Below are 20340 nucleotides of genomic sequence, written 5' to 3'. Positions count from 1 at the left end.
TGTTGTACCGCCTTTTGCGCTATAAATTTCCTGTGATTAATGCCATTTACAACGTTGCCTTTTGTTCGGTCAGCGGTTTTGCACGTGGTATTTACCGCCCCCGCTCATCTCCACCTATAAAAATTTTCGCCTTGCCCCGCTGTGCTGAACGGCAATTCCCCGCCCAGCCAAAATTTATTCCAGGCTCGCTCGCTTAAAGGGTCGGTTGTTCAATCCCCGTAAACCGTAACCCCAAAAAAGGAGCTAAAAATGTCTTACTTAAACCCAGAAACTACAATTAACCGCCAAAAACAGGCTGAAAACTTAGTATCAAACCATATTTATAGCAATCAAACTATGTTAGTTGAAGATGCCTTAAAAGCCAATTTCTTCACCCATGATGATATTAAAAACCTAAGCTACTATGATGAAGATATAATTGAAAATCTCCTATCGGAGGGCTACCAACGCTCTGAAATCACCCCTGAAATGCTTGAAGATGTACCAACCGAAAATACAATATATGAATGGTGGTTAGTATCTGATTGGCTTGCAAATGCTTTAGAACGCCAAAATCAACCACTTTTACAGAATGATTTTAATACTTGGTGGGGTAGAACTTGCTCAGGACAAGCAATCTACATGGATTCTGTAATTCAAAATATAGCCCTACTTACTTCATAGTAGGGTTTATTTATTTAAGTACATTATAACGTTAAATTGAAGTTATTATGAGTTTGTATTTTTCTTTTCAGCAGCGCATAATCGGAACTATAAAAGATAGTACCGTAGCCCTCCATCAAGCGGGAGCGGTCTTCCGCCCACTACCCGCCAAGCCCTACGGGTTGAAGGAAAGCTACTATCGGCACTTACTGGCCACCGAAAGTAAGCGGTAACGGCATATTGTCTTTCTTCCTGCCGTCAGAAAACCAAAAAGCCGTTGTGTGTGGCATTTATTTAATTAAATAGATTTATTATAACGTTATAACAAATCTATTATATACTTATAATAACGTTATTGTTAAGCTTGTTTATTGGATTGATTTACTGTGTCTATTAACAAACGAACACTTTCAACCGCCTTTTGGAATGTCGGTATAGTGTCATTATCTGCGTATGACATAGCATTAACAAACCGTCTATATTCTTTCGGATATTCAACATCAGTTTCCAAAATACGCATCATTTTGGAAAACTTTTCCCCCATTGAAAGCTCTTTTATCAATTCTGAGCGGTTTTTATCCCGCTCAAGTGCTGCTCTTACCAACTCTGGAAAATTTGGGTTATTTAGTGCCAGCTTACTCAAAATAGCCAAATCATGTATATGCCTCACTATATCAGGGCTATCATTTTCGCTACCCCGTACCCGATCCGCAATTCGCCACGTAATTGCACTCAGTTTGTCTGCTGCATTTTCAACAGGGTCAATACAAGCAATGGTTTCTATTTCAGCTGATTTTTTGGCTACTTGGCTGATGATAGATGAAACGGGTAAATTAATAGCAGGTAACAAAAGCTCTGATACCGTTAATTCAAGTAAAATATGCGGTCGCAGCGCATCAGCACGGGTAAAATAGGTTGAATAATTTAGCTCAATGGCAATAAACCTGTTTCCATTTCTTGCCGTTATTTGCTCCTCATTTACTGGAAATTCAGCTTGCAGCCTTTCTACTACCTCTTTTTTAAAAGTTGATAGTATCTTGCTCTGCTGACTTTTATTCTGAGCGGCAAGGCTCGGTGCAATTACCCTAAAATCAATATCTTCTGAAAAACGCTCTAAAAGCCCATGCGCTTTTGAAAGAGCGGTTCCACCCGTAAACACAATAGAAAAATCCTGAAACTGGATATTTGAAAGTAATTTGATTACCTGAGTAACAAACCAATCTTTTTCTATGAAAGCTTCACTGATCCCTTTAATCTGGGCAACTTCTTCAATAATTGCTTTTTTAGGCAACATATTCATATTTAATCGAAGCCCCCTTATAGCTTATCTTACGGCTAACACGCCCTTTTACGCCTATCATTCTACCAGTAGGCACTTGTGTTGAAAGCCCTTCCTGATACTCAATTTCTGCTTTTGTAGGCATTGTTTCTATCTTTAATCGGGCTAAAGCCTCTTTACCAAGTTTAGGTAAGGTTGCAGTAGGTACTACTTCTCCGTTTAAAGAGGAAGTTTTAGCTTTTGCATATAAGCCATAACCAATTCTAACAAGTTTTCCTTTTTCGGCCAAATGTTTCAACGCCCTACCTACTTGGTCATATCCGCCTAAATCCAAGAAGTCATCCCGTAGAAACACGTTAGATTTCTTGCGGATAATCCTCGCAAGAATCTTACTTTCTAATGTTGCACCTCTTTTCATTGAATATCAGATAGTTAAATTAACAAACATACGACACTTCTCTAATACAAACATACGACACTTTTGATTCAATTTCAAGCCTTATTTTTCTTTTCAGTAGCTTAAATTGTAATGCTCAAACAAACTCCGTAGCCCTCAATTAAGCGGTTATGGCTTCCTGCTCCGCATCCATCCACACCCGCCAAGCCCTACGGGTTGAATGAAGGCTACTCTCAGCACTCACTGGCCACCGAACAAAGCGGTAAGGGCACATTGGTTTCTTCCTGTTGTCAGAAACTCAATAAGCCATTGAGTATGTTTATATATTTTCTTAAAACACTAATAACCAATTAATTACGATTTTTTATTACCTTTAATTGCCAGTTATTCAACGTGCGTGAAGTTTGGTACGTTTTTGGCCTAAAACTCATTTTTCCCATTTTGGAACACGTGAAGTTTGTCCCGCTTTTTTCTATATCTTGTGGTTGACCCCGTTTTTTAACTCCTTTTTTACTAAAATGCGTGAAGTTTGGTACGCTTTACTAACAAGTTTTCCACAAAAAGCACGTGAAGTTTAGTACGTTTTCGATTTTCTGCGGGTTTGAGCTATTACTAAATAAGTTATCCACGTGAAGTTTGTCCCGCTAAAAATAAGTTATCCACGTGTACTTTAGTACGTTTTATGCTAAAAAGTACGTGAAGTTTGTCCCACAAACCTATAATAACCCTTTAATTAAAAAAATACCTATAAGAACTTTAAAACTGTTGAAAAGAAAAAGACTTGGGGGCGAAACGTATATAGGTTAAGCGTTCGTTTTGGTACTTACCCCTTCGGGAAGGTAATAGTACCTCTTAGCGTGTAAAATTTCGGGCTTATCTTTCGTCTTTTTATATTATCTGCCTTAACAAATTTGACCAAATATCCTTTTGTGTGATTTTTGCCATAATTATTTGATTATCAAACTAATATAAACAAATAACATAAAGTTATTAGCTAAATTCTTGTAACTGCTATAACTTTAAAATAACTTTACTCTAAGTTTAAAATAAACTCAAAATATTAGTAATTGTTATGATTTATACTATCGGCGGTATCAAAGGCGGCTCTGGAAAATCAACCGTAGCTACAACCCTAACCGTATTACTCGCAAATTCAGGGCGTGATGTCCTTTTTGTAGATGCAGACGACCAAGGTACAGCGACCGATTTCACCCATTGGCGTGGTGAAACGCTTAACTCAACAGGCTTTACCGCAATTAAACTTTCAAATACCGCAGTAAGAACCGAAGTTTTAAAGCTCAAATCCAAATATGATGATATTGTCATAGATACAGGCGGACGTGATACCGCAAGCCAACGTGCCGCCATGACAGTAGCAGATGTTTACATCGTGCCATTTATTCCACGCTCCTTTGATATGTGGACCTTAGAGCAAGTTTCCAAACTCATAGAAGATATGAAATTGGCAAACCCTGACCTTAGATGCTTTGCAATTCTCAATAAAACTGATTCAAAAGGTTCAGATAACAATGATGCAAAAGAAATAATCCTTGAAAATGGCTCTTTTGAGTATCTTGATTCCCCCCTTGGCTATCGTAAAGCATACGCAAATGCCGCTGCACAAGGTTTAGCAGTTACGGAAATTAAACCCCGTGACCCCAAAGCAATTGCAGAAGTTGAACAAATGTTACAACAAATTTTAAGTATTAAATAACTCTATTTTAACGTTAAAATAAGTGTAAAAATTAAAGGTAGGCACCAATGGCACTAACAAAAAAACCAACCCAAACCAAGCTAACCGAGGCACAAACCGAATTGCTTATCAAAGGCGGAGCTTTAGAGCCTGAACGAACTTTAACCGCAACCCCTGCCCCTAAAGGCGGTCGTAAAAAGAAAGAAATTGACCCAGATACAGAGGATGAAAATATATTGTTTATTCAATTGCGATTAGAAGCTGAACTTGTAGGCAATATTGATAAACAGCTTAAAAAACGTATCGGTAAAGTTTCCCGTCATACTTGGTTCTTAGAAGCCATAGCCGAAAAACTCCAACGTGAGCAAAGTATCTAATGAACACCGAGCAAGCTAAACAACTTTCACTTCCTGATATCCTTGCAAAATTGGGGCATGAACCCAAAAAAGTAACCAAAGCAGGGCGTGAACTTTGGTACGCTTCGCCATTTCGTAATGAAAATGATCCTTCTTTCCACACCAGTTTTTTAGGTGGAAAATGGATTTGGAAAGATTTTGGCGACATTGGCGGTAACGTCATTGATTTTATCATGCGTTACCGCAACACCGATGTAAAAGGCGCACTCAGTTTTTTAGATGATTTATACAGCTTTACCCCGCTTTTTAATCCATATATTCAAAAGCCCAAAGCCCAAACCACCGCCCCTACTCCGAGCCATGAGGTTGAAGCCGCCTCTTTTGAACTGGAAACCGTTTTAAATTTTGGCAGTAGAGCAAAATCAATCATGTTTTACATCACCGCCGAGCGGGGCATAAATGCAGACATTGCCAAATATTACTTGAAAGAAGTACACTTCAAAAACCTGCAAAATGGTAAAAGCTACTTTGCCGCAGGTTTTCTAAATACCAAAAACGGCTATGAAATCCGTAACCCGTTTTTTAAAAGCACCATAGGCGAAAAAGCAATCAGCCATATTGACAATGGCAGTAAAACCGTTTTGGTTTTTGAAGGATTTATTGATTTTCTTAGCTACCTAACCGACAAAAAAATCAAACATCCTTCAGATGATGTAATCGTTCTCAATTCTGTTTCTTTTCAAGAGCAAGCAGCCGAATTAATCACCGCTAAAGCCTATACCACCATTTGCCCGTTTTTTGATAATGACAAAACAGGGCTTGAACTCACCAATAACTATTCCGAGCAATTCAAACATTGCCAATTTAAGCCCCAAAACGCTTTTTACATCAATCACAAAGACTATAACGCCGCCTTGATTGAGCGTAAAAAGGAAACAAAATCAAACTTAAAATAAAGTTATTGTAACTTTTAAATGATGTTGTTTTAACTTCATTTAATTAAATAAATATTCCGCTTGAAATCCGTTTTTGGTTTTGCTATTGTCATTCCATCACCAATAAAATCGGGGGATATATGGCAAACAATAACCGTGTAGAGCTTAACGGCAATCTTGGCCAAGATGCCAAAACCATTGAAAGCAACGGCAAAAAATTTATTAGCCTAAATCTGGCCACTACCGACAGCTACAAAGATGAAGCGGGTAACTGGCATGATAAAGAAACCCTTTGGCATGAAGTATTAGTTTTCCGTCCCGCTGCCATTCAGTTCGCCAAAGACCTTAAAAAAGGTGATAGGGTTGAAGTTATCGGCTCACTAAGCTACCGCCCTTTTAAAGATGAACAAGGCTATACCCGCAACCAAGCAACCATCATTGCGGGTTATGTTCAAAAAGTAACCTTTGAGAAAAAAGATAAGTCCGAAGATGAAGCAATAAGCCAGGCTTTTGCCGCCCAATCACAATGATTTAATTAAATAAAAAAGGGGCTTTAAAGCCCCTACCCTAAAACCTGAGTTTTTCTAAACTCTAATTCAAAACCAACTCTTCACTTATCGTTTCAAGCACCCGTCTATCAATTTTTTCTTTCAACTCCATTGAAAGCCCTATTCTTTCATCATGGTTTAACAGCCCGTTAAAGCTATTGTAAACGTGCCAAGCCGTTACATGAGCATCAACTATGTCGGCTTCTGTACCAATGCCTTCCGCTGCTAAATCAATCAATTTCTTTGGAAATGAAAGCCCCGAATGTTCCCGTATTTTCTTGGTGATTTCTTCCACTTCCAACGCTGTAACCCGTCTTTCGGTAAGTGTGCGAAATTTCCGTAATTGTTCATCAATTTTATCCAATTGATTTAAAGCATATTCAAGTTCTGGCTGTAACCCGTCAAAATGTTTTTTACTAACAGATGATTCTTTGCTCCAAGCCATTAAACCGTTTGAGCATACCTGCCGATAGTATGAAAGCCCTAATGAATGTTTCATCGTGCCGTCATAACTATTTTGTACCTCAATCATGGTTTTAACCACGTCTTTATTAGCTACTTGGATTGCTTTATCATGCAAAATAAATTGAATCCAAAAGCGGCGGTCATCTTCATTGACAGTTTTTACTTCAAACCCATCATTCCCAAACATACCAAGCAGCCTATGATAAATCGGCATTATCAATGTTTCATTATCCACTAACTTGTAATGTTTCCCGCCGAAGTGTAAAACCTTATTCAGAGTAGGGGCATAAATTGCGCTACTCATTTGCGAGCCAAAAACCGTACCTGATGATTGAAACAGGTCTTTGGGTTCTGTTTGCACCACAGGAAACAAAACCCGCTCAAGTGCTACTTCATTTTTTTGCTCTAAAGTTATCATTGCCGTAATATTTATTAATGAATCACTTATTTGATTAAATAAAATTACGGATTTATAATGAATAAAACAACTTAAAATAACGTTATTTTAAGTGTATTGTAACTTTATAAAAAAGTTGTGATTTGTTTATTTTTCTTTTTAAAAACTATTTAACTAATATATTAGTTAAATTTCGTAAAACGAAACTGACTACTTTTGCTAATTAGCATATTCATTAAATAAATACAGCCGTGAAGCCTTTTTTATACACACTTGCCATATTGATTATTACCTTTTCCTGTAAAGATAATTCTCCGATAATCCCTGAAACTATATCACCAACACGTGATGAACATTTAGCCCTTGGCAACCCTTCAAATGCAACATCTAACCCCATAGCAGTAACAAATTACCTCATTCAACGCTCTGCCTATGCCCTGAGCTATAATAGCACTACTAATTTAACAAATTGGGCAGCATGGCATCTTTCGACCGCTTGGAAAGGGTCAGTTGATAGATATTCAGGTAGTTTTATTCCAGAAAGCAGCTTACCGCAAGGGTGGTACGCCGCCCGTCATTCCGATTATACCAATAGCGGTTTTGACCGTGGCCATCTTTGCCCCTCTGATGATCGAGATAGCACCGTAGATGAAAATAAAAGCACCTTCATACTTTCAAATATTGTTCCGCAAGCTCCAAAGCATAATCAGCAAGCTTGGCGACTACTGGAACAATATGCACGTGATTTAATCACCCAAGGCAATGAACTTTATATCATTGCAGGTACATACGGAGTAGGGGGGGAGGGCGATAACGGCAAAGCTAATTCAGTTGGTAATGGCATCACTGTACCCGCAGTACTTTGGAAAGTAATTTTAGTGCTGCCTATTGGCTCAAATGATGTTCAAAGAGTGCAAGAAAATACTCGTGTTATAGCCGTTTGGATGCCGAACAATAACAATGTAGGCATTGAAAAATGGTCAAATTATCGGCTTAATGTTGATGAAATAGAAAAACGTACAGGGCTTGATTTTTTCTCAAATGTTCCTGTAAACATTCAAGCAACTATTGAAAAACAAGTTGATTTACAAACGATACAATCAATTTTTGATGAAGTTTATTTAATTAAATAGATTTGCTATAGGTGTATAAAATATGGGTTGATATATGGTTAAGCTATTTGAAGATAAAGAAAGAACTAATTTGAATTATGCTAAACATCAGCATGATAGCTATGATTTTTACGATAATTCCGCCATTGAAGACTTTGTAAAAGCTAGGAACATGTTGAACGATTGGTTTGCGAGATACCCAAACAGCGGTAAATGGCAACTAAAACGAGATTTTCAGTCTCAATTTGATTCCGCTTTTTTTGAGTTATTTATTCATGAGCTATTTTTCCAACAAGGTTTTATATTAACACCGCATCCTATTGTCCCCAATTCAACTAAAAACCCTGATTTTTTAGCACGAAAGGGTGATTTAGAAATATATCTGGAAGCAAAAATTGCCACAGATGAATCTAAAGAAGAAAAGTCATTGAGAAATAAACATAATGCAATTTATGATTTAATTGAAAAAATACATTGCCCTGATTATTGGGTAAGTGTCAGAGAAATAACGTTCCTCTCCAGTAATCAAGCTAAATTAAATTTATTAAAGTCATCTCTTGAAATTGCTATAAAAGAAAATGGGTCAGAACGAGCAGTATCAAAAAATGATAATTACTATGAGAAGAGAGACAAATATATAACCTATCAAGATGACGATATTCTTGTTTCAATATCACTATTCCCAGCCTCTATAAAAAAAAGCCGTACATTAGGAACAACACTTGTAGGGAGTTTTATTGGCGGTTGTGATGACTCCATTAGAAGGGCTATTAAGGATAAAGGATCCAAATATGGAAGTTTGGATAAACCTTTTATAGTTTGTATCAACTCGCTCAGCGGTAAGGGTATATCAACAGAAGATGTATATAATGCCCTTTTGGGTACTCAAAGAAATATACTATTTGAAAATTTCAATAATGAAAATCAAGACTATTCAACCAGTAGCGACGGCCTTTTTGATAATTCATCCTTGCATAAATATACAACTGTATCAGGGTTCTTGATAACAAGAGCTTTTCCGACAAATACTAAAGTAGCGTATCATTGGCTAATAAAACACCCTCATTCAAAAAATGAGTTTGATTTTGAAAAGTTAGATTTAAGTTATATTCAAGTACAAGAAAATAAAATTGGGAAAGTAATTAAGAAGACTATTGGGGAAATAATTATTTAATTAAATAACTTTAAAATAAGTATATAATAACTTTAAAATAACTTTGTTTTTCTTTTCAATAGTTCAGGTAATTTATTTCCTACATCACCTGTGCTACTGTTATTTCACGCACAAAAGTTTCGGTTTCATCAATCAAATCATTTCCCGTTAAGCTTTCTTGAATAAAAGTAACCTTATGCCTCAGTAGGTACGAATACAGCTTATGTAAATTCCTACCTCTTATTTTTATATGTAAATCTGATACAAAAATCTCCAAGGCTTCCGAAGGGTCAAACTGAATTTTGGTCATGTAGGAATAGGGCAGGGCTAAAAACCGCCCACCTTTAAGGCGTAAGTCAAGCATCAAAGCCATTCGGCTTAAAATGCGTTCAATACCCCAAAATTCACTTTCAATATTTTCTTCCAGTTCTTCAAATTCTTGAAAGTTTGCTTCTTTTTTCAACAAATTATTTCCCCTATTTTCTTCTTGGAGCAACTCTTTGAGTGTTGACATTCTGATTATCAGGTTTTTGCGTTTGAGTAAATGTATTTTCAGGTTTTATTTGTACCTCAACTTTTTTAGCCATTTCAAAAGCCCTCTGTCTGGCTTGTGAGGCTCTACTTTGTTTCCACGTTGTGTAAGCTTGTCTTAGTTGTGCCAAGCGGCTTAAAAAAGCTTGTTGCTCTCTCAATCTATTATCATTGGCCGCTGCTGATGCAGCTACATCACTTGCCGCCATTCTTTCGGCAGAACGCCCCGTTACCACCCTTGCCAAATCTGCTTTTGAATCAGTATAAACCGCAACTGCTTCTCTGGCTCTTGATACTGATACATAAAATTGTTGCTGAGTTGCAGCCCCAAATGAATAAGAGCTTTGCGCCACTATCACCTTATCAACAGTCTTTCCTTGCGAAGCATCGGAAGTAACCGCATAGCCATGCGTGAAGTGGCCAAAATTTTTGTTTAAAGTTGTTCCGTTTGAAAGTTCAACATTGCCTTCCTTATCAAATCTACGCACAGAATAAATCTGCCCATTGTTCAGCTTCGTTCCTTCCTCCGATTTTCCGTTTTTAGTGATTCTGATTTTATCTTTCTCCGAAAGCTCAATTTTTTGCTTCTGAAAAACTTGAAAATTATTGGCTTCATGTAGTGGTAAACTTTTTCCGTTTTTCTCACTTGCCATTTTTACCAGAACATTCCCCTTCTCATCACGACCAGTAACCGCAAACTTTTCACCCGCCTTGAAGCCCTTTATGTTCTGATGAAACTCAACCAAATGTCCCGCCTGATAATTTACCGCATCCTTTTTTTGAGCCTCAGTAAAGTTCAAGTTTTTCAACCGCTCAAACTCCTTATCATCTTTGCCAAGTTTTCCTTTAGAGCGCAGCGTTTGACGTATTTCACTTGTTACCATTTCGCCCTCTTTATGTGTCGGAGCCACTACCAAAACATCTTTAAAACCTTTGCCTTTACGCTCTGAAATTCCCTGCAAATATTCCTGGGCAATTTCTTTATTTCTTTGTTCACGGTCGCCAATTTCCCGAATGGCTCCCATGTCATCAAGTTTGCTAAAACCTTTTTCAATATTCCCCTTAGACATAAATTCCATTGCTGTTTTATAGTCTTTTTGGTTCTTTTGGCGCACAACTTCATTTACCCTCACCGCATTGATACCGCCTTTTTGCTGCATGGTACGCAGTGCATCACCACGTTCAACTGAAGCATGTTGTTTGGTATCACCCGTAAAAATTAAACGGTTCTGGTTTGTTTTTGCCAAGTCTAAAAGTTGATTCATGGTTTTGTTACCAACCATGCCTGCTTCATCCACCCAAAGCACGTGCCCTTTGGTTTGTTCCTGCAATTTTTTGTTAATCAGTAACGCCGCCAGTGTATCAGCTTCCTGATAACCTTCTCCACGAAGTACGCCCCGTGATGCTTCTGATGAAGGCGCAAACGCAAAAATCTGTTTCCCGTTTTGCTCAATACCCGCCTTTACTTCACTCATTAAGGTTGTCTTACCAGTTCCCGCACCACCTTCAATAATTACAATTCCATCATTTGAGCCAAGCGCATGGCTAACGGCTTTTCTTTGTTCAGGGTTAAGGTCTGGATTCTGAAATTGGTAATTATCATTAAGGGGCTTAAAACGTCCTTTACTTTCCACGCAGGTTTTTACCAATTTATTTTCTTCGTTGAGGGCATTTTTAGTAGTGAGAATTTTTTTACCATTTTCATTGGCGAAAATTAAATCTTTACGTTTTTCATAGGCTTGTTTTAACTCGTCAGGGCTGAATGAGGTATAACCCCGTTTCATTGCTTCGGTCAGTAATTGCTTCTCTTGTACTACTGATTTTCTTTCTAATGAATGTTCTAAAGCGTGGTCAATTGCTTGGTCAGGGGAAATTTGTTTTTTCTTTTCAACAGTAAACGGACCGCCTTTGGCGGTCGCAAAATTTTTTTTCTCGTCCTCGGTCAGTCGGTTAGCCCATTCGCTTTTTAATTGCTCCGCCGTCAAGCCGTCCCGCTTGTTCTCTCGTGTTTTAGCCCCAAGTTGATCCAATGCCTTGGCATTAGTGATTTCCTTATCAGCGGCGAGTTTTTCAATCTCGGTGGTACGTCGAGAAAATTTTTCTATGGTTTCTCTCGATACACTCGCCAGTTCAAAATTTATATCATTACGCTCTAAATTATATCCTGCCTTTTGCAAATTATTCGCAAGCATAGAATTAAAGTAAGCCTCATAATAAGGGGCTTCACTTTTTATATTTCCAAATTCACCTGCTTTCCATTTTTGTTCTTGGTCGTCATAGGTTGCATTAAAAGCAAAGCAGTGAGCATGTAAGTGGCAGTCTGGAAGTCCGTCCACAGGTCGTGCCGTGGTATGGATAAACTCACCCCAAACCATGTTACCAGTTGTTCTATTATCAGATGCTCCATTTTTACGAATGCGTGTTTCCATATTTTCTTCAATATGGCTCATGGTATTTTGAACGGAATTTCTGAATGCTTCAAGTAGTTCTTTATCTTCGGTAGTTGCGTATGCTATTGATACTGATTTTGGTACTGAAAATGTAAAGTCATATCCAACTCTTCTTGTTTCATTATTTCGGGCTGTTAGTTGTTCTTGCGTTTCTGGGTTTTTATTGTAACATAATGCTTCAAATTGTTCTTTGGTTATATCTTCTCCGAGTTCTAATTTTGTTGCAGCTTTACCGTTCCATTTTCCTATTACATCATTTTTTTGAGTGTAATAATCTGAGCGTGATAAACCTTCATCATAATATTTTGATGCTCCTTCGGGTGATGTATTTGCAGTGATACGTAACATCTTTTTTAGGAATGTTGGTAGTGATAACTGATATAAATGTAGTAAGTAGTTTTTATTAATTATAGTCAATCTTATTTTTATTTTTTTTACAGACATCTCTCCTTAGATGGCTAAGGGGGAGCAACCCAAAAAAAGAGTGGCGTTTTAGCCACTCTTTTTTATTTAATTAAATGAATTTGACCGCCTCAAATCTTGGAGGTTTTAATCGTGCAATCACGTTTGGAAAAACGGTATCTCAATAAAATTTTGGTCATTGCTCCAAACTTTTCCCGCAGTAATAATTACACCTTCAACAACAAAATCATTTTCTACTCCACCACATTTTAAAACTGTAAATCTGGTTGGTTCAACTTGGTAATGAAGTTGCTCGGCAGTGTTTGTACCAAGGGAGGGCATCCAGTTACTACCTGGGCTAATATTACCCCCGAAAGAACTCATGCTTTTGAATTTTTTACCAATGGTATTAGCCGCCCACATATTAGTTTCATAGTCATTATTGGCGTGGAATATCTTGGTACATAAATTCCCAAGCAAACTATCAACCCGTGCTTTCGGGTGATTGCCACCAATTACACTATAGTAATTACTTATATTTTGGGTCAAAAAGCAGGTAATAGCTCTAGAGCTGCGTGCTGTGGTCATATATAACATATCGTATTCACTGAGGAAAAATTGGCTTTCATCCACCCACAAAAAAACTGGCATTGGGCTTTCATTTATATTTCGGCGCTCGGTGGCCTGCTGCCACAAAAGTTTCATGATACATTGGGAAAAAATGCCTACCTCTAAATATTCTTTCACAGGATAATCCATAATAATGATCTTTCCCTCATGCGTAATTTCAGGGGTAATGTTCACCCCCTGAGAAAATTGCTTCGCCAAAATCCCAGATAAAAATGGTTCGGCCAAACCCAAAAATGATTCAATAACCGCTGAGCGTGTTTCGTCATATAGCTTTGCAAAATCTCTGAGGAAGTAACGATAAACCATTTTGAAGGTCTGCTTTTCCTCCGCATTCATCGTTGAATATTTCGCAAATCCAATTTGTAGGCATTGTGTGCAGTAGCCCTGCTCAAACCACTCATCACGTTCTTCGTCAGAAACTTGGTCCAAAAATGGCAAAAAATTTTGCCCGCTTGGTGCTGAGTTTACAATCTCAACCATGTTCCTAATGCTCAGTTCTTCACCTGAAATCTTAATCAGATCAATCACTCGGATTAAAAGTCTACGCAGGGCATTTTTCCAAAATGAATCACCCTCTTTACTCTCACCGCCATTGATGCGCTCACCAAGTTCATTTATATGCATAAAAAGTGTTACCAAGTTCATGGTTTCACCGCCGCCTTTCCCTTGCCGTTGCATCTCATATTGCAACGGGTTAAATTCGTGGCCACTATCTTTTGAAAAGATAATAATATCCTTTTCCCGCCCAGCAGCATAAGCATACTCTAACCACGTCTCCGATTCGTCGGGCTTGCCACACATAATCAAACCACCATAACCATTACGTAATAAACTAAGCGCAATTGTCTTGCCTGAGCCACTACTTTTACCACTGCCGATGGCCCCAAAGACTTGTATTCCTCTAAAGGCATCTGAAATGGTCAGTCTATCCTTGGGGTTATCTGTAAATTGTAAAAGCGTTTGATTCATATCAAACTTGCCTTTTTTCACATCCTCAAAATCTGGCACCGATATCGGGATAGAGCGTTGATAATTACCGTCAATATTCAACGAATTTTTTTTGCCAAAAAGAGAACCAAAAAATGAATCTTGTTTTATACCATTTTCCATAGTTGTAAAATTTAGTGGTGAATATTTATTTGAAAATTTATTTTCTGGGGGTAGGGGGTTTGGTTTGAGTTGGCGATGGTTTAGGTTGTTGCGGCGGCATTCTTATTTCTGCTTTCTGTGGTGCTTTCTCAGCAGCTTTAGGGGCTTGCGTTTGCTGTTTATGCTCTACCTTAGCTGCTTGGGCAGGGGCACTATTAGTTTGCTTTTGTGCAGGTGCTTCTGCTTGTTTAGCGGGTTGAGCCTGCTTGTTTACTTGCGCTTCTTTGGCTTTTTGTATTTGTTCGGATTGCGCTTTTGCCTCTGCTACCACGGGTGATTTTGCGGCATTTCTTATTTTCTGTTCATGTTCAGCAGTTTTAAAATTACTTGCCGCCAAACGATGCTGAACTATTTTTTCCTGATGGGATTGTTGCGGTTTAGGGTGCTTCCCTTCCTTAATTATATTCTGCACATTATTACCCTGCGTTTTGGCAGTTTCCAACTTTTTGCCCTCCTGCTCTTTGATAGTTGTTGCCCATTGATTTTTATTTTTGCCTGCATCTTTGTTTTTCTCCTGATCCAAATATGATTTCCCTTCTGGCTTGGGTTCGTGTCCCCGTGCCGCTGCAACAGATTCTGCATGTAGAACTTTACCTTGGTCATCATATAGTTTTGCATCAGTTTTACCCTTTAACAACTCAGGGTTTTTCGGTGTATTATCGTCATTGCTCATTGTCTTAAAATTTGGTAAGATGAAACATTGATTTTATGAGGGGACTCTTTATGGGAAAATTGCTTAATGAATTTATAGAGGCGTTTGATAAGGAAAATCATTATTTGTATGATTTCACAACCTTGGAAGCGGATTTTGAAGCAGCTTTAGACGGTTATGATGACTCCTTATATTCTCTAAGAGATTATTTTTTGAATGGTATCAAAGCCAAAAAGAATTTAAATCTGGCCACTTTTTTCAATGAAAAAATTATTGAAATTAAACAGCAAGCCTTTGACCAAGGAAAACTAAATTGCGTTTTTCTCCTTTATGACGGCTTTTATACAAGGGCACTCATAGAAGGCTTGCGTTTTGATGAAGGCCTTTCAACTTTTGAAAAAGTAAAGGACCTTCATCTTTATGGCATCAACTTTATGTTTACCCACATAAACGCTAAAGAGTGGAACTCAGCCCTTATTGATAATCTGCGTGAACTTACTCTGAAAGAACGCATTAAGCATGACCAAGCACTACACTAACCAATTTTACAAAACCCCTTTGCAAATTGTTAATTTACATCGGCAGCTTGTGTCGGCTGATAACTCGTTTGCGCGTTTGGGTCAGGCTCAACATTCAGGCGTTTAATTAACTCAAACTTGTGATACTCATTAACTTTACCACTCAGAGTTTTTTCATTAAAATAAGGTATTGAGAACTGTCTTGATTTCTTTACCTCATGTATAAATAAGGTATATCCACAATCTGAACGGTTTGTGTAATTACCGCTTATCTCTAACTCCCAACTGCCTGTTGAACCGTCCTCTTTATAGAAGGAGCCATCTTTTTTGAAGGTATAAACACCTAAATCATATGGAAATTCACTTTCATCCTTTAAACTCCAACTGCCATACATAATGCGTCTTTCAGCTCTTTTGAACTTGGCTATTTCAGCTTCGATAGGCTCATTTGAAGCAGGCGCAACAGCCTCAGAACTCACATCATAAGAAGCATCAACAACCGTTGAATCAGCTAATTGTGAGTTTTCAAGCTCAATTTTTTCAGCCTCTTTTTTTTCGAGATACTCAGATGCAGCTTCAAAGCCAAAATATCCAAGCGTTCCTAAAATTGATAAACCAACCAAAACAACAATCGTTTTTAGTACAAGCCGCACACCCATACGAATTAATTGAATAGGGGGCGGTAATAATCTTGCTTGTTCTTCTGGAATCATTGCCAAAATGATTAGGCAAGCAATAGCGATGATTAAAATTAAAACGGGCATAATAGTAGATTTTAAAATTGTTTTACAAAGCAAATAAGTCCCTGAAAGCCGCTTTTATGCGGCCAAAAGAAGCACAAACCATAAATTTTGGCACAGAAATACCCGCTAATGCAAAATCTCAGATTTTTGCATTAGTAAATTTTCAGTCGTTTTGAGCTATAAAAGCAATATGATTTACCTAACGTATTGTATTATACGTTTGACTAACTGCCTAAAATTTTAGCTTCAAAAATTCTGATATTTTAATCGTAGAGCGGACCATTGAGTAAGTAGGGCAATATCTTGCGGCCAAAGCCAGTAATGGCCTTGTAGAAGGGGCAAATGCTTCAAAGCATTTTTAAGAGTTTAGGCAAAATCTTCCCATCACTTTGTTTTCAAGCAAAGCAGGGCAAAACGGCATTTTTACCTTTTAATCGGTTTTAGATGAAATTGGTTTTTCTTTTCATAAGCGTTTCAAAGTAAAGTAGTGGGGTAGGAGGTATGTAATAGAGTAGGGGCAAATGTAATCTTTGGAATAATCTTAATATGGTATGCTCCATGAAGAATTGTTTGAGCATACATAAAATCTTAAATTCGCCATTTTTGGCGATGAACCCACCATAATAGAGCAGGATAAGTGGGGAAACTTTTAGTGTAAAACATTACAATAAAGGGTTGATAAAAGTATAGTAAATATGTTTGTAAGAGCAATATTTAGCAAGACAATCAATTACTCCGCTAAAATCTAACCAAATCTTGAAAAAACAAAATTTAACCTCATTTATTTTTTAAAATTTTTAAAATTTCGCAAAAAGTACAATTGTTTCTTTTATTTAACATATAATATTAGATGTTTTTTGTGTTTTAGCCTTAATTTACTTTCAAATCAAACTAAGCATAAATTGCAAAATCCCTTCTTATTGCCTACTCGCTTTTAGTATTGGTAAACAATTATACCCTCACACTAACAAATCACATCAAGTTTTTCAGCGTTCAAAAATTGCAGATTTTGCACAGGTAAATATTCCATTGGTCTAAAAGATTTACCTCTTTGGTACTACCTGTCTTGAGTTTCTCGTCTCATTTTATATAAGCCACACTTCCAAATCTCTATATTAGTGGCAGCGGTTTTTCAACGGGTTCTTTACCGCCCCCGCTCATCTACACCTATAAAAATTTTCGCCTTGCCCCGCTGTGCTGAACGGCAATTCCCCGCCCTGCCAAAATTTATTCCAGTCTCGCTCGCTTGAAGGGTCGGTTTTCCAATCCCCGTAAACCGTAACCCCAAACAAAGGAGAATTTTTATGAAACTGTTTACAAAATCTCAACTAACAATACTTCTTCAAAACGGCAGCCCTGAAAACAGAGGTAAAAACCACAAACCAGTTGTAAAGCTATTTACACCAGATGCTCAATGTACTTGGCTAATTTCTGAAATAGACTCTGAAAACCCCGATATAGCTTTCGGTCTATGTGATTTAGGCATGGGCTATCCTGAACTTGGTTGCGTTTCAATTGCAGAGCTTACCGCCCTTCGTGGCAAACTTGGTTTACCCGTAGAGCGTGATTTATCCTTTGAAGGTAAATTTCCAATCACTGTATATTCAAGAGCAGCTTCACATAATGAATATATCACTGATGATATTTCTTTATTGCAGCACTATGCCAACAAAAACAAAGGGTCGTAAGGCTCTTTAAAACTAAGCCTGTTACTTTGTAATGGGCTTAGTTATTTAATTCAATGAAGTTTGTTTAAGTTTATTTTAAAGTTAAATAAACTTCATATTTTTCTTTTCAGCAGCTTAAAATGGAGCTTTTTATCAAAGCTTGCCCCTACAAAACCCCACTAACAAGCAAGCCAACAATCACAATCGCAAGTTCAACTAGGGTGAAGCCTGATTTTTTATAAATATTATTCATAAATTTATTACACTACTCCAAACTTGTTTTAAATAATAAAGAACAAGCCAAATTTTGCTGATTTGCCGTGTATGTTATTGAGGCAGAAGGAGCGATAGAGGGCATTTGATTATATGGTATATATGTAGTTGCGCACACTTCCCATGCACTGCCTGCTACCCATCTTGTAAGTGCTAATACGGTTCCTGTAGTTGGCAAACCATCGTCAATTTTTGAATCAATATTCATAGCTGTGCCAGCTGAAACCACGTTATTTAATATATCATCTAAATAACCCGCAATGGGTTTAGATTCTGGTTTGGATAAACTTATCCACAAGCCAGTTTGTCCATAATATGTCCCGCCAGAAAGTAATCTTGGTGAAGCTAATGAAAAAACCGCCCCTTCAGTAATAGTTGATAATGGGGTGTTCCTATCATTTGGGGTATCAGCTGCCCAACCAGTAGGGTTTGGATTTGGTGATGTAACCATAAATCTATACTCTTTGGTAGGATATAATGAAACATCTTTATTGATATTAGATAAATTCAAATGTGCCCAAACTTTCTGAACTTCTTGGTGGTCTGCATTCCAACCAATAAGACTATCACCATTGCCATTACAACCTAATCTTGAATTATTATTACCGCCGCAAACACTACTGCCACCACTGCCATCAAAAAAAGTATATGCATTAAGCATATCCCCTGGCAAAGCATTATATTTTGCTTTAAAAGTTAACATCGCCGTTTCGTATTTTTTAAAATCTGTAACCGCACGGTTAACTTTTGCAGATTCAATAAGTGCTTGCCCATGCATTACTCCGCCAACAAGCAATCCGATTATCACAATAACAATGGCGAGTTCAACCAGTGTAAACCCTTTATTTTTAAGATTATTTTTCATAAGCCCATTGTTAATTATTAGGGCAGCGAAAGTCAAATAAAATATGGCGGCTTTACTGCCATGCTTCAATCCACCTCCGTAGCCCTCAATCAAGCGGTTATGGCTTCCTGCTCCGCATCCATCCACACCCGCCAAGCCCTACGGGTTGAATGAAGACTACTCTCGATGCGCCACGGCTCCCGAGCAAAGCGGTAACGGCACATTACCTTTTTTACATTCGTACCTCATTCCAAAAAGGCAAAGAGCCGTTGGGCATTGCGTTTATTTAATTAAATAAATACTTCTTTTTTCTTTTCAGTAGCATATATATTCTTTTTACAGAAAAATGTACTTTTAGCTTCATAATATCTTTACCCCTTTTCTTAATCATTATGTCCTAAACATTTATGTCAGATCGCAAAATACCGCCGTCAAAAGTTCTTGAAATATTGCCCATCAAAGCTATTTCAAGTTTAGAAATCCCCTTTGTTGGTGATATTGCCGCAGGTTTTCCTTCCCCCGCAGAAGATTATCTTGAAGAATGTATTGACCTTAATAGAGAGTTCATCAAAAACCCCACCTCAACTTTCTATGGTAGAGTAAAAGGTGTTTCTATGATTGATAGCGGCTACTACCCAGGTGATGTTTTGATTATTGATAAATCCTTGCAGCCTAAAACAAATTCTGTGGTTGTTTGCTATCTCAATGGCGAGTTTACCCTAAAACGGGTAAAAATTGAAAAAAAACAGATATATCTAATGCCTGACAATGCTGAATTCCAGCCCATTCTGGTAACAGAAGATGATGAATTAATAATTTGGGGTGTTGTTACCTACGTAATCAAAAAGTCGTATTAATGTTCGCACTGGTAGACTGTAATAATTTTTATGCCTCTTGTGAAAGGGTTTTTAACCCTGCACTCAATAGCAGACCCGTAGTTATTCTTTCAAATAATGACGGATGCGTAATAGCCCGCAGTAACGAGGCCAAAGCATTGGGCATCAAAATGGGTGCTCCTGCCTTCCACATGGAAGAATTATTAAAAAAATACGCAGTTGCAGTTTATTCAAGCAATTATACATTGTACGGTGATATGTCAAACAGGGTTATGACAACCCTCAGCGCTTACACTCCCGAAATTGAAATTTACTCCATTGATGAAGCTTTCTTAAATTTTGCAGGTTTTGAGCCGAACTACAATCTGACTAATTACTCAATTGAAATAGTCCGTAATGTCAAAAAATGCACAGGCATACCCATTTCAGTCGGTATTGCTCCTACCAAAACTTTGGCAAAACTGGCCAATAAAGTCGCCAAAAAAATACCTGATAGTAAAGGGGTAATGTACTTGAAGGATGAAACGGAAATACTTTCAGCCCTCAAAAACTTTCCTATTGGTGATGTTTGGGGCATTGGTCCCAAATACGCACTAATGCTTGATTTACTTGGAGTTAGAACCGCCTACGATTTCACGCAACTATCAAAAAATTGGGTACAAAAAAAA

General features: G+C 37.7%; 21 protein-coding genes. 12 read left to right on the top strand and 9 right to left on the bottom strand.

All coding sequences use genetic code 11. The annotated features are described in order from the left end of the window. Positions 1 to 249: 249 nt before the first annotated feature. Positions 250 to 663, top strand: a complete 414-nt coding sequence (locus tag GVN20_RS29020) for a hypothetical protein (RefSeq protein ID WP_166561701.1) — start codon at positions 250 to 252, stop codon at positions 661 to 663. Between the two features lie 47 nt (positions 664 to 710). Continuing rightward, complete coding sequence (locus GVN20_RS29015) at positions 711 to 875, top strand: hypothetical protein (RefSeq protein ID WP_166561700.1); 165 nt, start codon at positions 711 to 713, stop codon at positions 873 to 875. A gap of 125 nt (positions 876 to 1000) precedes the next feature. Here GVN20_RS29015 and GVN20_RS29010 read toward each other — a convergent pair whose 3' ends face one another. Both GVN20_RS29010 and GVN20_RS29005 read right to left on the bottom strand, forming a co-directional pair. Next, positions 1001 to 1936: a nucleotidyl transferase AbiEii/AbiGii toxin family protein gene (locus GVN20_RS29010; RefSeq protein ID WP_206023396.1), complete on the bottom strand. Its 936-nt coding sequence runs from the start codon at positions 1934 to 1936 to the stop codon at positions 1001 to 1003. Beyond that, positions 1926 to 2339, bottom strand: a complete 414-nt coding sequence (locus GVN20_RS29005; protein ID WP_166561698.1) for a DUF6088 family protein — start codon at positions 2337 to 2339, stop codon at positions 1926 to 1928. The genes GVN20_RS29010 and GVN20_RS29005 overlap by 11 nt, the downstream gene beginning before the upstream one ends. Before the next feature lie 1051 nt (positions 2340 to 3390). Between GVN20_RS29005 and GVN20_RS29000 the strand changes: the two genes are divergently transcribed. The 4 genes from GVN20_RS29000 to GVN20_RS28985 all read left to right on the top strand — a co-directional run bounded on the left by GVN20_RS29000 (position 3391) and on the right by GVN20_RS28985 (position 5832). Beyond that, complete coding sequence (locus GVN20_RS29000; RefSeq protein ID WP_166561697.1) at positions 3391 to 4032, top strand: AAA family ATPase; 642 nt, start codon at positions 3391 to 3393, stop codon at positions 4030 to 4032. Positions 4033 to 4079: 47 nt separating this feature from the next. Further along, positions 4080 to 4388, top strand: coding sequence for a hypothetical protein (locus GVN20_RS28995; RefSeq protein ID WP_166561681.1), 309 nt, complete (start codon positions 4080 to 4082; stop codon positions 4386 to 4388). Next, positions 4388 to 5323, top strand: coding sequence for a toprim domain-containing protein (locus GVN20_RS28990; protein ID WP_166561696.1), 936 nt, complete (start codon positions 4388 to 4390; stop codon positions 5321 to 5323). The genes GVN20_RS28995 and GVN20_RS28990 overlap by 1 nt, the downstream gene beginning before the upstream one ends. Before the next feature lie 119 nt (positions 5324 to 5442). Further along, positions 5443 to 5832 carry a single-stranded DNA-binding protein gene (locus tag GVN20_RS28985; protein ID WP_166561695.1) on the top strand — a complete coding sequence of 130 codons (390 nt, stop codon included), beginning with the start codon at positions 5443 to 5445 and terminating at the stop codon, positions 5830 to 5832. Between the two features lie 61 nt (positions 5833 to 5893). Here GVN20_RS28985 and GVN20_RS28980 read toward each other — a convergent pair whose 3' ends face one another. Then, positions 5894 to 6733: a DUF932 domain-containing protein gene (locus tag GVN20_RS28980; protein ID WP_166561694.1), complete on the bottom strand. Its 840-nt coding sequence runs from the start codon at positions 6731 to 6733 to the stop codon at positions 5894 to 5896. A gap of 230 nt (positions 6734 to 6963) precedes the next feature. Between GVN20_RS28980 and GVN20_RS28975 the strand changes: the two genes are divergently transcribed. Then, a complete protein-coding gene (locus tag GVN20_RS28975) occupies positions 6964 to 7845 on the top strand; it encodes a DNA/RNA non-specific endonuclease (protein WP_166561693.1) in 882 nt (293 codons plus the stop codon). A gap of 34 nt (positions 7846 to 7879) precedes the next feature. Further along, a complete protein-coding gene (locus GVN20_RS28970; RefSeq protein ID WP_166561692.1) occupies positions 7880 to 8998 on the top strand; it encodes a hypothetical protein in 1119 nt (372 codons plus the stop codon). A gap of 79 nt (positions 8999 to 9077) precedes the next feature. Here GVN20_RS28970 and GVN20_RS28965 read toward each other — a convergent pair whose 3' ends face one another. From GVN20_RS28965 to GVN20_RS28950, 4 genes are all read right to left on the bottom strand, one after another. After that, the gene (locus GVN20_RS28965; protein ID WP_166561691.1) at positions 9078 to 9491 is read right to left on the bottom strand and encodes a hypothetical protein; all 414 of its coding nucleotides are present in this window, start codon (positions 9489 to 9491) and stop codon (positions 9078 to 9080) included. Next, entirely contained in the window at positions 9454 to 12306 is a 2853-nt protein-coding gene (gene mobF, locus GVN20_RS28960) for a MobF family relaxase (RefSeq protein ID WP_166561690.1), read from the bottom strand. The genes GVN20_RS28965 and mobF overlap by 38 nt, the downstream gene beginning before the upstream one ends. Before the next feature lie 213 nt (positions 12307 to 12519). Then, positions 12520 to 14100 carry a type IV secretory system conjugative DNA transfer family protein gene (locus tag GVN20_RS28955; protein ID WP_166561689.1) on the bottom strand — a complete coding sequence of 527 codons (1581 nt, stop codon included), beginning with the start codon at positions 14098 to 14100 and terminating at the stop codon, positions 12520 to 12522. 37 nt (positions 14101 to 14137) lie between these two features. Beyond that, a complete protein-coding gene (locus tag GVN20_RS28950; RefSeq protein ID WP_166561688.1) occupies positions 14138 to 14812 on the bottom strand; it encodes a hypothetical protein in 675 nt (224 codons plus the stop codon). Positions 14813 to 14847: 35 nt separating this feature from the next. Between GVN20_RS28950 and GVN20_RS28945 the strand changes: the two genes are divergently transcribed. Continuing rightward, entirely contained in the window at positions 14848 to 15330 is a 483-nt protein-coding gene (locus GVN20_RS28945) for a hypothetical protein (protein ID WP_166561687.1), read from the top strand. A gap of 29 nt (positions 15331 to 15359) precedes the next feature. Here the strand turns inward: GVN20_RS28945 and GVN20_RS28940 are convergent, their stop codons facing one another. Further along, positions 15360 to 16073, bottom strand: coding sequence for a hypothetical protein (locus tag GVN20_RS28940; RefSeq protein WP_166561686.1), 714 nt, complete (start codon positions 16071 to 16073; stop codon positions 15360 to 15362). Positions 16074 to 17356: 1283 nt separating this feature from the next. Between GVN20_RS28940 and GVN20_RS28935 the strand changes: the two genes are divergently transcribed. Continuing rightward, on the top strand, positions 17357 to 17740 hold the full coding sequence (locus GVN20_RS28935) for a DUF2958 domain-containing protein (RefSeq protein ID WP_166561685.1): 384 nt from the start codon (positions 17357 to 17359) through the stop codon (positions 17738 to 17740). A gap of 244 nt (positions 17741 to 17984) precedes the next feature. Here GVN20_RS28935 and GVN20_RS28930 read toward each other — a convergent pair whose 3' ends face one another. Then, the gene (locus GVN20_RS28930; protein ID WP_166561684.1) at positions 17985 to 18857 is read right to left on the bottom strand and encodes a type II secretion system protein; all 873 of its coding nucleotides are present in this window, start codon (positions 18855 to 18857) and stop codon (positions 17985 to 17987) included. Between the two features lie 386 nt (positions 18858 to 19243). Here GVN20_RS28930 and GVN20_RS28925 point away from each other — a divergent pair, with 386 nt between their 5' ends. Next, complete coding sequence (locus GVN20_RS28925) at positions 19244 to 19693, top strand: LexA family transcriptional regulator (RefSeq protein WP_166561683.1); 450 nt, start codon at positions 19244 to 19246, stop codon at positions 19691 to 19693. Further along, positions 19693 to 20340: Y-family DNA polymerase (locus GVN20_RS28920; protein WP_166561682.1), on the top strand; the 648-nt coding region annotated here is incomplete at its 3' end. The genes GVN20_RS28925 and GVN20_RS28920, both read left to right, overlap by 1 nt.

Origin of the sequence: Runella sp. CRIBMP, from assembly GCF_009905605.1 — a bacterium.
Lineage (GTDB): Bacteria > Bacteroidota > Bacteroidia > Cytophagales > Spirosomataceae > Runella.
This window is presented reverse-complemented; position numbering and strand designations above follow the sequence as displayed.

Excerpts from the sequence above, each read along its gene's own strand:
- GVN20_RS29020 (WP_166561701.1), top strand. The coding sequence starts at position 250 with ATGTCTTACTTAAACCCAGAAACTACAATTAACCGCCAAAAACAGGCT.
- GVN20_RS29015 (WP_166561700.1), top strand. The coding sequence starts at position 711 with ATGAGTTTGTATTTTTCTTTTCAGCAGCGCATAATCGGAACTATAAAA.
- GVN20_RS29010 (WP_206023396.1), bottom strand. The coding sequence starts at position 1,936 with ATGTTGCCTAAAAAAGCAATTATTGAAGAAGTTGCCCAGATTAAAGGG.
- GVN20_RS29005 (WP_166561698.1), bottom strand. The coding sequence starts at position 2,339 with ATGAAAAGAGGTGCAACATTAGAAAGTAAGATTCTTGCGAGGATTATC.
- GVN20_RS29000 (WP_166561697.1), top strand. The coding sequence starts at position 3,391 with ATGATTTATACTATCGGCGGTATCAAAGGCGGCTCTGGAAAATCAACC.
- GVN20_RS28995 (WP_166561681.1), top strand. The coding sequence starts at position 4,080 with ATGGCACTAACAAAAAAACCAACCCAAACCAAGCTAACCGAGGCACAA.
- GVN20_RS28990 (WP_166561696.1), top strand. The coding sequence starts at position 4,388 with ATGAACACCGAGCAAGCTAAACAACTTTCACTTCCTGATATCCTTGCA.
- GVN20_RS28985 (WP_166561695.1), top strand. The coding sequence starts at position 5,443 with ATGGCAAACAATAACCGTGTAGAGCTTAACGGCAATCTTGGCCAAGAT.
- GVN20_RS28980 (WP_166561694.1), bottom strand. The coding sequence starts at position 6,733 with ATGATAACTTTAGAGCAAAAAAATGAAGTAGCACTTGAGCGGGTTTTG.
- GVN20_RS28970 (WP_166561692.1), top strand. The coding sequence starts at position 7,880 with ATGGTTAAGCTATTTGAAGATAAAGAAAGAACTAATTTGAATTATGCT.
- GVN20_RS28965 (WP_166561691.1), bottom strand. The coding sequence starts at position 9,491 with ATGTCAACACTCAAAGAGTTGCTCCAAGAAGAAAATAGGGGAAATAAT.
- mobF (WP_166561690.1), bottom strand. The coding sequence starts at position 12,306 with ATGTTACGTATCACTGCAAATACATCACCCGAAGGAGCATCAAAATAT.
- GVN20_RS28955 (WP_166561689.1), bottom strand. The coding sequence starts at position 14,100 with ATGGAAAATGGTATAAAACAAGATTCATTTTTTGGTTCTCTTTTTGGC.
- GVN20_RS28950 (WP_166561688.1), bottom strand. The coding sequence starts at position 14,812 with ATGAGCAATGACGATAATACACCGAAAAACCCTGAGTTGTTAAAGGGT.
- GVN20_RS28945 (WP_166561687.1), top strand. The coding sequence starts at position 14,848 with ATGAGGGGACTCTTTATGGGAAAATTGCTTAATGAATTTATAGAGGCG.
- GVN20_RS28940 (WP_166561686.1), bottom strand. The coding sequence starts at position 16,073 with ATGCCCGTTTTAATTTTAATCATCGCTATTGCTTGCCTAATCATTTTG.
- GVN20_RS28935 (WP_166561685.1), top strand. The coding sequence starts at position 17,357 with ATGAAACTGTTTACAAAATCTCAACTAACAATACTTCTTCAAAACGGC.
- GVN20_RS28930 (WP_166561684.1), bottom strand. The coding sequence starts at position 18,857 with ATGAAAAATAATCTTAAAAATAAAGGGTTTACACTGGTTGAACTCGCC.
- GVN20_RS28925 (WP_166561683.1), top strand. The coding sequence starts at position 19,244 with ATGTCAGATCGCAAAATACCGCCGTCAAAAGTTCTTGAAATATTGCCC.